Genomic DNA, 12,910 nt, shown 5'->3' on the forward strand with positions numbered 1-12,910 from the left:
CTTGAATTATCAAGCCCCGCCGGCGATTGAGGCGCGTCTTTCCAGCCCCTGCGGCGATTGAGCAGGCCTTTCAAGCCGGTGCGGCGGTACGAGCATTTCAAGCCGGTGCGGCGGTACGAGCATTTCAAGCCGGTGCGGCGGTACGGGTATTTCAAGCCCCTGCGGCGATTGAGCAGCGGGGTCCGGGGCGGAGCCCCGCGGCCGTAACGACGGGTGGGCCCAAGGGGCTACGGGCGGCCGAACAAGGGGGCCAGGATCATGTGGGCCGCGCCCACCACCGCCTGGGTTTCGCCGCCACGGGCCGCCCGCACGGGCACCGCGGAGCCACGTGCCGCGACGACCCGTTCCACCCCGCGTACGAAACGCTCCTCGTGCGCCACCACCACCCGCCCCCCAAGCAACACCGCATCGATATCCAGGAGGCTCACCAAATTCGCCGCCCCCTCCCCCAGCACCCGCGCCGCCTCATCGAGCCCCCGCCCCGTGCCGGAGGCAACCGCCGCGAGGCAGATCGCCTCGATACAGCCCCGGTTGCCACAACCGCAAAGCGGACCGTCCAGCTGGATCACCTGGTGGCCGAACTCCCCCGCCCCGGTACGCGCACCCCGGTACAGCGCACCGTCGAGGACGAGCCCCGCACCGAGCCCCGTACCGAGGTGGAGGTACGCGAAGGAGCGTTCCCCTTCGCCCTCCCGCGCGAGGCCCAATGCCGCCGCGTTCGTGTCCTTGTCCACGACGACCGGCAGACCGAGCCGCTCCGCGAGCGCGTCCCGCAGCGGGAAACCGTCCCACTGCGGGAACCCGGTGACCCGGTGCAGCACCCCGTCGGCATGGTCGAGCGGCCCCGGCACCGCGACGCCAACGCCGAGGACGGTCCGCCCCCCGTCCGCTTCGAGCAGCGCGTCGACCTCACAGACGGCGGCCCCGAGCACCGCGTCGGCCCCCGCCCCGAGGTCGAGCGGGACCCGCCGCGCCGCGACGACGGTGCCCGACAGATCGGCGAGCACGGTGAGCAGCTCGTCGCGGTCCAGGTGCAGGCCGACCGCGTGCGCGGCGCCCGCGAGCAGCCGCAGGACGGTGCGCGGCTTGCCCCCGGTGGAGGCCCGGCGGCCGGCTTCCACGGCGAGGCCGTCCTCCCTGAGCCGCGCCGTGATCTTGCTGACGGCCTGCGGGGTGAGCCCTGTGCGCTCGGCCAGCTCCAGCCGGCTTATCCCCGCTTCCCCCGCCGTACGCAGCAGATCGAGCACCAGCGCCGCGTTGTGCCCGCGCAGGGCGCTCAGGTTCGCGCCCACCGTCGCCGCCATGGTCCTCCTCACATCTATAGCCACCAGTCCATTGTCCCCCGCGCTTGCACTTTGGCAACACCGTTGCTTAAGTGGAGGCATGACTGGTACGAGTGCTGCCCTCCGCGTGGGCCTGGTCGGCTACGGCCTGGCCGGCTCCGTCTTCCACGCCCCGCTGATCGCCGCTACCGAGGGCCTGACCCTGGACACGGTCGTCACCTCGAACCCCGAGCGCCAGGCGCAGGCCCGCGCCGAGCACGGTGACGACCTGCGCTTCGTCGCCTCCCCCGACGACCTGTGGGAGCACGCCGACGACCTCGACCTGATCGTCATCGCGTCCCCGAACAAGACACACGTACGGCTCGCGAAGGCCGCCATCGCGGCGGGCCTCCCGGTCGTCGTCGACAAGCCGGTCGCGGGCACCGCGGCCGAGGCCCGCGAGCTGGCCGAGCTCGCCGACAAACAGGGCGTGCTCCTCTCCGTCTTCCAGAACCGCCGTTGGGACAACGACTTCCTGACCCTCCAAAAGCTGCTCACGGACGGCGAGTTGGGCGACGTCTGGCGCTTCGAGTCGCGCTTCGAGCGCTGGCGCCCGCACCCCAAGGGCGGCTGGCGCGAGTCCGGCGACCCGGAGGAGATCGGCGGCCTCCTGTACGACCTCGGCAGCCACGTCGTCGACCAGGCCCTGGTCCTGTTCGGCCCGGCCGTCTCCGTCTACGCCGAGTCGGACGTGCGCCGCCCCGGCGCCGAGGCCGACGACGACACGTTCCTCGCGATCACCCACGCGAACGGGGTGCGCTCGCACCTCTACGTCTCCGCCACCACCGCCCAACTCGGCCCACGCTTCCGCGTATTGGGCTCGCAGGCGGGCTACGTCAAGTACGGCCTCGACCCGCAGGAGGCGGCGCTGCGCGACGGCAAGCGTCCGGCGGCCGGTGAGCCGTGGGGCGCCGAGGACGAATCGCTGTGGGGCCGGGTCGGCTCCGGCGAGTCCCCGCTGACGGGTGGCGGCCGCCCCCTCGCGACGGTCGACGGCGACTACCCCGCGTACTACGCCGCCATCGCCGCGGCACTGCGCGACGGCACCCCGAACCCGGTGCCCGCCACTCAGGCCGCCGCCGCGCTCGACGTCCTGGAGGCGGCCCGCGTCTCGGCCCGCGACGGTGTGACGGTGACCCTGTGACGACCCCTCAGAAAGCGAACCCCGAAAACGCCCCGCAGATCCCGGAGTTGGAGGACCAGGAGCGCCGCCTGGCCCTGAACTCCTTCACGTACGACGACGCCTGGACCCTCGGCAACCTCCTCGTCGACCTGGCCCGCGAACGCCGGGCGCCGGTCGCCATCGACATCACGCGCGGCGGCCAGCAGCTGTTCCACGCGGCACTCCCGGGCTCGGCCCCGGACAACGACGCGTGGATCGCCCGCAAACGCCGCGTCGTCGAGCGCTACCACGCCTCGTCCTACCTGGTCGGCAGCCGCTTCCGGGCCAAGGGGACAACCTTCGAGGCCGCCTCCCGCCTCGACCCGGACACCTACGCGGCCCACGGCGGCGCATTCCCGATCACGGTCCGCGGAGCGGGAGTCATCGGCACGGTGGCGGTCTCCGGCCTCCCTCAGATCGAGGACCACAAACTGGTGGTGACAGCCTTGGAGCGATTCAGCAAATCAAGCCCCGACGGCACTTGAGCCATTCAGACCCCGGCGCCGGTTCAGCAATTCAGACCCCGGCGCCGGTTCAGCAATTCAGACCCCGGCTCCGGTTCAGCAATTCAGACCCCGGCGCCGCTTGAGCAATTCAAGCCCCTCCGGCGATTGAGGAGCGGGGTCCGGGGCGGAGCCCCGATCTTTCAAGCCCCGCCGGCGATTGAGGCGCGGGGTCCGGGGCAGAGCCCCGAAACCCCGGCGCGGCGAGCGCCTACGCGCCCTTCAGCTCCTGCCGCTGCCGCCCCAACCCATCGATCTCCAGCTCCACCACATCACCCGCCCGCAGATACGGCTTCGGCTCCGCCTGCCCCATGGCAACCCCCGCCGGCGTACCGGTATTGATGACGTCACCGGGATACAAGGTCATGAACTGGCTGACATAGCGCACCACTTCGGCCACCGGAAAGATCTGGTCGGCCGTCGTACCGTCCTGCTTCAGCTCACCGTTCACCCACAACCGCAGCCCGAGCGCCTGCGGGTCGGCGACCTCGTCGGCGGTCACCAGCCACGGGCCGAGCGGGTTGAACGTCTCGCAGTTCTTGCCCTTGTCCCACGTGCCGCCGCGCTCGATCTGGAACTCGCGCTCGGACACGTCGTGCGCGACCGCATACCCGGCGACGCACGCGAGCGCGGCCTCGTGGGACTCGACGTAGCGGGCCGTATGCCCGATGACGATGGCCAGCTCGACTTCCCAGTCGGTCTTCACGGAGCCACGCGGCACGAGCACCGTGTCGTCGGGCCCGACGACCGTGTCGGCCGCCTTGAAGAACACGACCGGCTCGGCGGGCGGCTGGGCGCCGGTCTCGGCCGCGTGGTCGTGATAGTTCAGCCCGATGCACACGACCTTGCCGATACGGGCCACCGGCGGGCCGATCCGCAGCCCCGACGCGTCGAGGACGGGCAGTTCCCCGGCCGCGGCGGCGGCCCGTACGCGCTCGATCGCGGCATCGTCGGCGAGCAGCTCCCCGTCGACGTCCGTGACGAGTCCCGACAGGTCGCGCAGGGTTCCCTCGGCGTCGAGCAGCGCGGGGCGCTCGGCTCCGACGGGACCGACTCGCAGCAGCTTCATGGTGTAACTCCCTCTGCAGTAGGAGGAGCCTCCACGGCCCGGTGCGGCGTGCAGCCATCGGAGGACTGGTCGATCCTCCAAGGAGAACGTCCAGTCCGCAATACCCCGTTCACGGACTGGACCCGGATCTCGGCGGCTACAGGGCGGGGGCCGGCGCCCCGACACCGTAGGGAATGTCCCGGTAGAGCACGGCCCGCTCGATCGAACTCCACGTCGTCGACGTGACGACGTACAGCGCGGCGGCGAGCGGCACGAAGGCCACCGTGAAGAGGGTGAAGAAGGACATCAGCGGCATGAATTTGCCCATCGCCGCCATGCCCGGAACCTGCGGCTGCCCGTCCCCGCCCGGCTTGGGCGCGGCCGCCATCTGCCGCTTGGTCCGCCGGTAGTTGAAGGTCGCGACGGCGGCGACGAGCACGAACAGCGCCACGTAGACGAGCCCCTGCTCCCCGAAGAGCCCGCCGTGCGCGAGCGCGTCGTGGAACCGGCCGCCGAGCGGGGCCGCGCCGAGGGTGTGGCCGAGCAGCGAGTTGGGCTCGTCGCCGATGCTGCTGTTGGAGAACAGGTGGTAGAGCAGGAAGAACGCCGGCATCTGGAAGAGCATCGGCAGACAGCCGGTCAGCGGGGAGACCTTCTCCTCCTTGTGCAGCTCCATGATCGCCTTCTGCAACTTCTCGGGGCTGCTCTTGTGCTTCTTGCGCAGTTCGGCGATGCGGGGCTGGAGCTTGGCCCGTTCACGCTGCCCGCGGGCCGCGGCCCGTGACAGGGGGTGGACGAGGAGGCGTACGAACGCGGTGAACAGGACGATCGCGGCGGCCGTGGCCGAGGCGTGCAGCAGCGGCTGGAGGAGGTCGGCGAGATGCTCGACCAGACTGGCGAAAACGGACATGAACGACGACATGGGGTGAGCCCTCCGAGGGTCTCGTCGTGCCGACTGCATCTCTCGGGGGACAACCCCCGAACCCCCGGCCGAACAAACGGACCGGAGCGGCGGGCAGCGGCAGAAGATGACGGGATTCGGCGTGACGGACTGCGGCCCGGTGCGCTTACGGCAGGTGCGCTCGCGGCAGGGGCTTCAGCAGGCCGTCGGGACGAGACGTCCCGGTGCTCGGGGCCTTGGACGGCCCGAGGCGTCGGGATCGCGCTGCGGCAGGAACGCGGTGCGCCGCTCGCGGTCGCGAATCGCGGTGCGGATACGGGTGCGCGCCACGGCGGGCGCGGAACGCGCGGCCAGGACGGCGCAGGCGGTGAGCGCGGAGCCCGCAGCGGCGGTCGCGGCGAGCGCGACGGCGCCGACGAGGCTGCCGGTGTCGACGAGCACCGAACCGAGGAGGACGAAGAGCAGCAGGGCGACGGGTCGCAGCGTCACGGGCCCGCTCACGGACCCGCTGGTCGTGCGTGCCATGCGCCTGCCCCCTTCGCCCACTCGCGTCCTGCTCGCGTCATACGTGCCATTGCCAGTTATACAGGCTCGGCCACACAGCCACACAGCCTCGGTCACACAGCTATACGGCCTCGACCACGAGCGGCTGGAGCAGGAGCCGGGGCGCGAGCAACGCTCGGCTGACGGGATCGACGGGGTCCGGGTCGAGCCCGGCGCCCGGCCGCATTTCCACTTCCTCCAGCGGCGCGAGGCCCCCGCAGGTCGCGCACTCCCCTGCGACGCCGAGCTCGGTGCCGCATGTGGCGTGCCGGAACTCACGCCTCGGCAGGGTCCCCGGGACCGTCCGCCCCCACGCGCCGAGCGAGTGCAGCACCGGGTACAGCCCGCGCCCTAGCTCGGTCAGGACGTACTCGTCGCGCGGCGGCGACTCCTGGTAGCGGTGCTTCTCCAGGACCCCGGCGGCGGTGAGCGCCTGGAGCCGGGAGGCGAGGACGGCGCGCGGGATGCCGAGGTGGACGAGGAAGTCGTTGTAGCGGCGCACGCCGTAGAGGGCGTCGCGTACGACGAGGAGCGTCCAGCGTTCGCCGACGATCTCCAGCGCGCGGGCGATCGAGCACTCCTGGGTCGCGTAGTCCTTGCCGAGAGCCATGACCCCACTGTAGCCATTCACCTGCCCTAGGTTCAATGACCGAACCTGCCGTGCTACGTTCATGCCGCCCGGTAAGTTCATTCACTGAACCTAAGACTGGATGAGTCCACCCATGTCTCAGCACCTCCTCGAGCAGACCCCCCGGACCCCCACGGCCGCCCGCCCCGCCGCCACCCTCGCCCTCACGAGCGCGGCGACCGCGGTGACCCTGATGACGTACGCCGCACCGGCGGTCACGCTCGCCGACACCGCCGCGTCCCTGCACACGGGGCTGTCCGCCCAGGCCTGGCTGCTGAACGGCACCCCGCTCGGCCTCGCCGCGCTGCTGCTGGTCGCGGGCAGCCTCGCCGACGACTACGGGCGGCGCCGCGCGTTCATCCTCGGCACCGTCGCCCTCGGCATCACGACGATCCTGGGCGCACTGGCCCCCACCACCCTGCTCTTCACCCTCGCCCGGGTCGCGCAGGGCGCCGCGTCGGCCGCGATCCTCGCCGCGAGCCTGGGCCTTCTGGTGCACGCGTTCCCGACCCCGGCGGGCCGCGTCAGGGCGACCGGCGTGTGGGGCGCGTGCGTCAGCGTCGGCATCGCGGTCGGCCCCCTGGTCGCGGGCTGGGTGGCCCAACTCGCGGACTGGCGCTGGTCCTACGCGGTCCTGGGCGCGGCCGCGCTCCTCGTCTCGGCCTTCGCGCCCCGGGCCCTGATCGAATCGCGTTCACCGCGCGCCGGCCGCCCCGACCTGCTCGGCGCCCTCACCCTCGGCCTCGCGCTGGTCGCCCTCCTCGCCGCGCTCACGCTCGGCCGCGACGGCTGGCTGCGCGCACCCATCGGCGTACTCCTCGCCGCAACTGCCGTACTCCTGGCGGGATTTGTCGCAGTCGAGCGGCGCAGTGCGACACCCATGCTCGACCTCTCGCTGCTGCGCCGGCCCCTCTTCCTCGCCGCCACGGCGGGCGGCCTGTTCACCGGTCTGTCGGTCATCGCGCTCTTCAGCTATCTGCCGACGCTCCTCCAGCACACGATGGGCGTGACCCCGACGGGCGCGGCCGCGCTGTTCGTGCTCTGGTCCGGCACGTCGTTCCTCGTCGCGCTCCAGACGCGGCGCCTGGCGGGCCGGGTCTCGCCCCGCCAACAACTGGCCGTGGGTTTCGCCCTGCACGCGCTGGCCGTCGCCACGATGCTGGGCGCGGCGGGCTCGGGCCTGTGGACCCGACTGCTGCCGGGCCTCGTCATCTCCGGCATCGGCAGCGGACTCCTCAACGCCGCGCTGCCGCTGCTCGCCGTCGAGTCGGTCCCGGCCGGACGCGCGGCGATGGGCTCGGGCGCCAACAACACGGCCCGCTACATCGGTTCGGCCGCCGGGGTGGCGCTGATGATCGCGGTGTCCACGTCGACCGGCTCGTCGGCGCACGCGCTGGCCGGGGGCACGAACACGGCACTGATCGCCTCCGGTGTCCTGGCCCTGGTGGCGGCGGGAGTGCTGCTCGCGCTGCGGGACCGTCGCCCGGCGCCCGCGCAGAACTGAACCCGCGCCCCCGCTGCGGGGGTTCTCCCCACCCCGCACACGGGCGCCACTCCCATGGGCGCACACGACCCAAGTCCATAGCGTGAACCGGGAGTTCACGCGAAGGGGACGAGGGGATCAGGGGACATGTGGAAGCTGGCCAGGCGCACCATCCGGTATCGGGGGAAGAGCCTCACGGCCACCTTCCTCGCGCTCTTCCTCGGCACGGTCACCGTGATGACCTGCGGCGGCCTGCTGGAGACCGGCGTACGCAACAACGCGCCCGCCCAACGGCTCGCGCGGGCCGACCTCGTGGTGACGGGCGACCGATCGGTGGCACCACCCAACAAGAGCGACGACACCGAGGACCCGGCCGTCATGCCCGAGCGGGTGCCGGTGCCCGCCGCGGCGCTCGCCCGGGTGCGGGGCGTCGAGGGCGTCCGCGAGGCCGTCGCCGAGCGGACCTTCGACGCGGCGCTCGTCCGGGACGTACGAGGAGGCGGGGCCGCGCCGGTGAAGGCGCAGGCGCACGGCTGGGCCTCGGCCGCCTTCGCGCCGTACGGGATCGTCGAGGGCACGGCGCCTGCCCAGGACGGCGAGGTGGCGCTCGACGCCGGGACGGCGAAGGCCGCGGGCGTCGGTCCTGGCGACGAGGTCCGGATCGCGGCCGGGGACGGTACGCGGCAGTACACCGTGAGCGCGGTGGTGGAGGCCGGCCAACAGAGGGCCCACCAACAGAAGGCTCACCAACAGAACACCCGCCAACAGCAGACCCAGCAGCACATGGACCGGGCCGCACTGTTCCTCTCCGACGACCGGGCCGCGGCACTCGCCCCGGCGGTCGCGGACATCGCCGTGCGCACGGAGTCCGGCGCGGACCTCGGTGACGTACGCGACCGGGTCGCCGCCGCGCTCGACGGGCAGCCGCTCAAGGTCGTGTCCGGCGACGGCCGGGGCACCGTGGAGTTCCCCGAGGTGCTGACCGGCGGCAGCGATCTGGTCGCGCTGGCCGGGGTGTTCGGCGGCATGACGACCATCGTCGCGATCATGGTGGTGTCCGGGACGGTCGCGCTGTCGGTGGGCCAGCGGCGCCGGGAGTTCGGGCTGCTGCGGTCCATCGGCTCGACGCAGCGCCAACTGCGGCGGATGCTGCTGACCGAGACGCTGATGGTTGCCGTGGCCGCGGCGGGCGCGGGCTGGTTCGCGGGACCGCCGGTGGGCCGGTGGCTGTTCGGCGAGTTCCAGGACACGGGCTTCGTCTCCGACTCCGTGACGTACGCGCAGGGCTGGATCCCGGCCGTGGCCGCGGGCGGCGCGCTGCTGATCACCGCGCTCATCGGAGGCTGGCTCGGCGCCCGGCGCGGCGTGAACGTCAAACCGGTGGAGGCACTGCGGGAGGCCGAGGTGCAGCTGCGCTGGGCGCACCCGCTGCGGATCGTCCTGGCCGTCCTGTTCCTGTCCGGGGCCGCCGCACTGGCGATCCTCACCGTCCTGCTTTTCGACGGGCCGATCGCGGGCAGCACCGCAGGGCCGACCGTGCTGTGCGCCGTCATCGGGTTCGCCCTGCTCGGACCGGGTCTCACCAAGGTGATGGCGTGGCTGATCGGCGGCCCGGTGCGCCGGCTCACCGGAGCCGGCGGGAAGCTCGCCGTCTCGCACGCCCGGGTCCGCGCCGTGCGGATGGCCGCCGCGGTGACGCCGCTGATGCTGGCGACGGGCATGGCCACCGGCAACATCTACCTCCAGACCACGCAGATCGAGGCCACGAACACGGCGTACGCGGCCAACCTCCGGGCGGACGCGGTGCTTTCACCGGCGGCGGGCGGCGTCTCGGACGCCCTCCTCGCCGAGGTCCGCCGCACCAAGGGCGTCGAGGCGGCGAGCGCCTACGCCACGAGCACGGGCTTCATCGACGGAGTGACCGGCGAGGACGGCATCCCGCTGCAAGGCGTCAGCGGGCGTCAAGGCTCGCTCACCACAGCCGTACGACCGGTCACGGGCAGCCTCGCCGCACTCGAAGGCAACACCGTGGCGCTGACCACCGAGCGGGCGCACAAGCTGCACAAGGCAGTTGGCGACAGCTTCACGCTCCGCCTCGGCGACCGCGCCGAGGTCGACGTCCGCATCGTCGCGCTCTTCAAGGGCCACCCCGGTTACGAGACGGCCTTCCTACCCGCAGGTCTGCTCGCGGCCCACACGGACCTGGGGCGCCCCGCGCAGATCCTGGTCCGGGCGCCGGCCTCGGCCGTCCCCGCGCTGGCATCCCTCGCGCCGGGAGTCGACGTCACCGACCGCCACTCGCTGATCGAGGCCAACGCCGAGGACGCGCAGACCCAGGCCTGGATCAACTACCTGCTGATCGCGATGATCGTGGCCTACACCGTGCTCGCGGTGGTCAACAGCCTGGTCCTGTCGGTCGGCAACCGCCGCAGGGAGTTCGCCCTCCAGCGTCTTGTCGGCTCCACGAAGGGCCAGGTCATGAAGATGCTGACCATCGAGGCCCTGATCGTCGCCGCCATCGGCCTGCTGCTCGGCACGGCGGCCGCGAGCACCTCGCTGATCCCGTTCGCCCAGGCCGCGGCGAACACCTGGATGCCGTCCGGGCCTTGGTGGATCTACGGAGCGATCGTCGCCGGCGCCGTCACACTGTCCCTGACCGCCACACTCCTACCGGCCTGGACGGCACTGCGCACCCGCCCGGTGGAGGCGGCCGGCGCCCAGGAGTAAGCGGGGGTTACCCCGCCGCACCGACCGGGTCCCGCGCCAGCACGACTTCGTCCGGCCGCTCGTCACGATCGGCCGGACGGACGTACGTCACCACCAGCGTCACGACGAGGTTGGCGGCGAGCGCGACGATCCCGGCGTTCACCCCGAACACGGGATCGCGCCCGCTGAACACGAGCCCGCACACCACACCGACCCCCACCACGAGCCCGCTCACCGCCCCGACGAAGCTCAACCTCCGCCACACCAGGCCCACCAGCAGCATCGGCACGAGCTGCGCCATCCCCTCGTACGAGATGAGGGAGAGCCGTACGAGGGTGTTGGGCGCGGCATACGTGAGGACGAGCGCGACCGACCCGGCGACCACGACGACGACCTGCGACCCGGCCTTCTGCGCCTGCGAGGACGCACGCCAGCGCGGGAACAGGGACAGCACGCTGCTCCCCCACATCGTCCCGATGACCAGCATGAACACGGCCATCGGCACGATCGACGACAGCGCGGCCGCGACCCCGACGATCCCCACGACCCACGCCGGAAGGGAGTCGACGACGAGCTTGAAGAGCGCGAGGTTCGAGTCGGCCCCGGTGAGCCCAGGAACGACGAACAGGGCCGCCATCCCGAGCAGCATCGGCACGAACAGCAGCACGTTGTAGGCGGGCAGCCACATCGCGTTGCGCCGCAGCGCGTCGGCGCTCCTGGCGCCCAGATACCCGGCGACGGTGGTCGGGAAGATGACGACGGTGAGCGCGTTCAGGAAGGTCGTGGTGGCGAACCACCCTCCCCCGTAAGGCGATCCCCCGCTCCCCGGCAACGTCAGCCACGCACTCTTCTCCTCGACGAGCCGGTCGAGGAACGGCCCGTAGCCCCCGAAGTAGTGCGCGGGAACGTAGAAGGCGAGAAAAGCGAGCGTGACGATGACGAGCAGATCCTTCATCACGGACACCCACGCACTCCCCCGCAGCCCACTCACCACGACGAAGACGGTCGTGACCGCGAAGCCGATGAAATAGGCCCAGTTGAGGCTGACGGCGCCGTACGAGATCGTCGAGACGACGACGCCCATCCCCGTGATCTGCAACTGGATGTAGGGAAGCAGGAAGATCGTCACGAGGACAGCGACGGCGGCACCGAGCCACGGCCGCCGATACCGGTGGGCCACCATGTCGGTGATGCTGACGAGCCCGTGCTGCCGCGCGTACGACCAGAGCAGCGGCCCGACGACGTAGCCGATGGCGTACCCGCAGGACATGTAGGCGACGACGTACAGCACGGGCGCGCCGTAGTTGTACCCCCACCCGGCGGCGCCGAGGTACGAGAAGCTCGTGTACCCCTCCCCCGCCATCAGCACCCACACGAACACGGCCCCCAGCGACCGCCCGCCCACGGACCACTCGGCGAGCCCGCCCCCGCTGCCCCGGCCGCGTACGGCGAGCAGTCCGAGGGCGACGGTGGCGACCATGAAGGCGCCGAAGAGGGTGGTGGCGACGGCGGCGTCACTCATGACCGACCCCGCACGGGGCTCTGGCCCCGCTTGATCCGCTGGTTCCGCTTGATCCGCTGGTCACCGCGCCAGGTGAGCCAGGTGGCGACGGGAGTGAGCAGCGTGGCACCCAGCAGCCACACGAACAGGAACGGCAGCCCGAACACGACGGGTTCGACGCGGTTCACGAAGGGCAGCGCGCCGATGTAGAGCACGAAGGGGACGAGGAGCCAGAGCAGATGGGGCCTTTTGATCACGAAACGGCAGCCTAACGGGGACGCCCTGTCTATCGGGGGCTCATCCTGCTCAGCTTCCCCCACACCACGAGCCGGTACTTGGACGTGAACTCGGGCGTACAGGTGGTGAGGGTGATGTAGTAACCGGGACTTCCATACCCGGCCCCCGACACGACGCGACTCCGCGGCACGGGATCGATGACACCCCCGTCACCGGCCGAGGTCTGTGCGAGCGTCTTGTCGACGACGTACGTGTACGTGGCGGTCTTCGTCCCGACGGTGAGGGTGTCGCCGGGGCGCAGCCGGTTGATGTACCGGAAGGGCTCCCCGTGCGTGTTCCGGTGCCCCGCGAGCGCGAAGTTCCCGGCGCCGCCGGGCTGGGCGGTGCCCGGGTAGTGGCCTACGTAGCCGTGGTTGAGGACGGCGGACTTGCTGATCCCCTGGGCGACGGGGGCGCGGAGGCCGAGGCGGGGGATGCCGAGGACGGCGTAGGCCTGGTCCCAGTTGGGGCGGGGGGCGGGTTTGGGGCGGGGGGTGTTCGGGGTGCCGGTGGGATCGGCGGTACCGGCGACAGGCTCGGTGGACTCAGGGGACTCGGTGGACTCATCGGGCTCGACGGAACCGCCCGAGGACTGATGTCCCCACTGCCGCTCCAGGGCCTGCACCTGCCGGTCGGCGCCGGCCCTGGCCTGCCGGTTGGTCCACCACAACTGGTGCACGACGAGCAGCAGCACGACGAGGCCGAGGGTGACGGCGACCTCGGCACCGTTCCACAGCACGCGGCGGGTGGCGGATCTGCGGGTCCGCCCTTGGGTGACGACAGCAGGCCGATCGGTACGCATACGCTGCAACAGCACGCGCGCAAGATAGATCGCGG

General features: G+C 71.7%; 12 protein-coding genes. 4 read left to right on the forward strand and 8 right to left on the reverse strand.

Annotated features, from left to right (window positions below; genetic code table 11):
• Nucleotides 1-227: 227 nt before the first annotated feature.
• The gene (locus tag ABT004_RS22755) at nt 228-1,304 is read right to left on the reverse strand and encodes an ROK family transcriptional regulator (protein WP_351339831.1); all 1,077 of its coding nucleotides are present in this window, start codon (nt 1,302-1,304) and stop codon (nt 228-230) included.
• A 79-nt stretch (nt 1,305-1,383) separates the two neighbouring features.
• On the opposite strand from ABT004_RS22755, the gene ABT004_RS22760 reads away from it, so the two are divergent.
• The gene (locus ABT004_RS22760; RefSeq protein ID WP_351339834.1) at nt 1,384-2,466 is read left to right on the forward strand and encodes a Gfo/Idh/MocA family protein; all 1,083 of its coding nucleotides are present in this window, start codon (nt 1,384-1,386) and stop codon (nt 2,464-2,466) included.
• Nucleotides 2,463-2,969, forward strand: a complete 507-nt coding sequence (locus tag ABT004_RS22765) for a heme-degrading domain-containing protein (protein ID WP_351339836.1) — start codon at nt 2,463-2,465, stop codon at nt 2,967-2,969. The genes ABT004_RS22760 and ABT004_RS22765 overlap by 4 nt, the downstream gene beginning before the upstream one ends.
• A gap of 229 nt (nt 2,970-3,198) precedes the next feature.
• Here the strand turns inward: ABT004_RS22765 and ABT004_RS22770 are convergent, their stop codons facing one another.
• From ABT004_RS22770 to ABT004_RS22785, 4 genes are all read right to left on the reverse strand, one after another.
• Nucleotides 3,199-4,056 (reverse strand): fumarylacetoacetate hydrolase family protein, encoded by an 858-nt coding sequence (locus ABT004_RS22770; protein WP_351339839.1) that lies wholly within the window; start codon nt 4,054-4,056, stop codon nt 3,199-3,201.
• A gap of 136 nt (nt 4,057-4,192) precedes the next feature.
• Nucleotides 4,193-4,957, reverse strand: a complete 765-nt coding sequence (locus ABT004_RS22775; RefSeq protein ID WP_351339841.1) for a YidC/Oxa1 family membrane protein insertase — start codon at nt 4,955-4,957, stop codon at nt 4,193-4,195.
• A 174-nt stretch (nt 4,958-5,131) separates the two neighbouring features.
• The gene (locus tag ABT004_RS22780; RefSeq protein WP_351339843.1) at nt 5,132-5,461 is read right to left on the reverse strand and encodes a DUF6412 domain-containing protein; all 330 of its coding nucleotides are present in this window, start codon (nt 5,459-5,461) and stop codon (nt 5,132-5,134) included.
• A gap of 100 nt (nt 5,462-5,561) precedes the next feature.
• Complete coding sequence (locus tag ABT004_RS22785; RefSeq protein WP_351339845.1) at nt 5,562-6,089, reverse strand: winged helix-turn-helix transcriptional regulator; 528 nt, start codon at nt 6,087-6,089, stop codon at nt 5,562-5,564.
• A gap of 112 nt (nt 6,090-6,201) precedes the next feature.
• Between ABT004_RS22785 and ABT004_RS22790 the strand changes: the two genes are divergently transcribed.
• Complete coding sequence (locus ABT004_RS22790; protein ID WP_351339847.1) at nt 6,202-7,611, forward strand: MFS transporter; 1,410 nt, start codon at nt 6,202-6,204, stop codon at nt 7,609-7,611.
• 126 nt (nt 7,612-7,737) lie between these two features.
• Entirely contained in the window at nt 7,738-10,317 is a 2,580-nt protein-coding gene (locus ABT004_RS22795; protein WP_351339849.1) for an FtsX-like permease family protein, read from the forward strand.
• Nucleotides 10,318-10,324: 7 nt separating this feature from the next.
• Here ABT004_RS22795 and ABT004_RS22800 read toward each other — a convergent pair whose 3' ends face one another.
• Genes ABT004_RS22800 through ABT004_RS22810 form a run of 3 tightly spaced genes read right to left on the reverse strand, consistent with a single transcriptional unit; the run spans nt 10,325 to nt 12,875 of the window.
• The gene (locus tag ABT004_RS22800; RefSeq protein WP_351339852.1) at nt 10,325-11,818 is read right to left on the reverse strand and encodes a sodium:solute symporter family protein; all 1,494 of its coding nucleotides are present in this window, start codon (nt 11,816-11,818) and stop codon (nt 10,325-10,327) included.
• Nucleotides 11,815-12,054 carry a DUF3311 domain-containing protein gene (locus tag ABT004_RS22805; RefSeq protein ID WP_451192606.1) on the reverse strand — a complete coding sequence of 80 codons (240 nt, stop codon included), beginning with the start codon at nt 12,052-12,054 and terminating at the stop codon, nt 11,815-11,817. The genes ABT004_RS22800 and ABT004_RS22805 overlap by 4 nt, the downstream gene beginning before the upstream one ends.
• A gap of 29 nt (nt 12,055-12,083) precedes the next feature.
• A complete protein-coding gene (locus ABT004_RS22810; protein WP_351339920.1) occupies nt 12,084-12,875 on the reverse strand; it encodes a class E sortase in 792 nt (263 codons plus the stop codon).
• Between the last annotated feature and the right edge of the window lie 35 nt (nt 12,876-12,910).

Source organism: Streptomyces sp. NPDC002790, from assembly GCF_040295505.1.
In the GTDB taxonomy this organism is placed as follows: Bacteria; Actinomycetota; Actinomycetes; order Streptomycetales; family Streptomycetaceae; genus Streptomyces.

What these genes read in the sequence shown, in the direction of transcription:
- ABT004_RS22755 (WP_351339831.1), bottom strand. Translation starts at nt 1,304, where the DNA reads ATGGCGGCGACGGTGGGCGCGAACCTGAGCGCCCTGCGCGGGCACAAC.
- ABT004_RS22760 (WP_351339834.1), top strand. Translation starts at nt 1,384, where the DNA reads ATGACTGGTACGAGTGCTGCCCTCCGCGTGGGCCTGGTCGGCTACGGC.
- ABT004_RS22770 (WP_351339839.1), bottom strand. Translation starts at nt 4,056, where the DNA reads ATGAAGCTGCTGCGAGTCGGTCCCGTCGGAGCCGAGCGCCCCGCGCTG.
- ABT004_RS22775 (WP_351339841.1), bottom strand. Translation starts at nt 4,957, where the DNA reads ATGTCGTCGTTCATGTCCGTTTTCGCCAGTCTGGTCGAGCATCTCGCC.
- ABT004_RS22780 (WP_351339843.1), bottom strand. Translation starts at nt 5,461, where the DNA reads ATGGCACGCACGACCAGCGGGTCCGTGAGCGGGCCCGTGACGCTGCGA.
- ABT004_RS22785 (WP_351339845.1), bottom strand. Translation starts at nt 6,089, where the DNA reads ATGGCTCTCGGCAAGGACTACGCGACCCAGGAGTGCTCGATCGCCCGC.
- ABT004_RS22790 (WP_351339847.1), top strand. Translation starts at nt 6,202, where the DNA reads ATGTCTCAGCACCTCCTCGAGCAGACCCCCCGGACCCCCACGGCCGCC.
- ABT004_RS22795 (WP_351339849.1), top strand. Translation starts at nt 7,738, where the DNA reads ATGTGGAAGCTGGCCAGGCGCACCATCCGGTATCGGGGGAAGAGCCTC.
- ABT004_RS22800 (WP_351339852.1), bottom strand. Translation starts at nt 11,818, where the DNA reads ATGAGTGACGCCGCCGTCGCCACCACCCTCTTCGGCGCCTTCATGGTC.
- ABT004_RS22810 (WP_351339920.1), bottom strand. Translation starts at nt 12,875, where the DNA reads ATGCGTACCGATCGGCCTGCTGTCGTCACCCAAGGGCGGACCCGCAGA.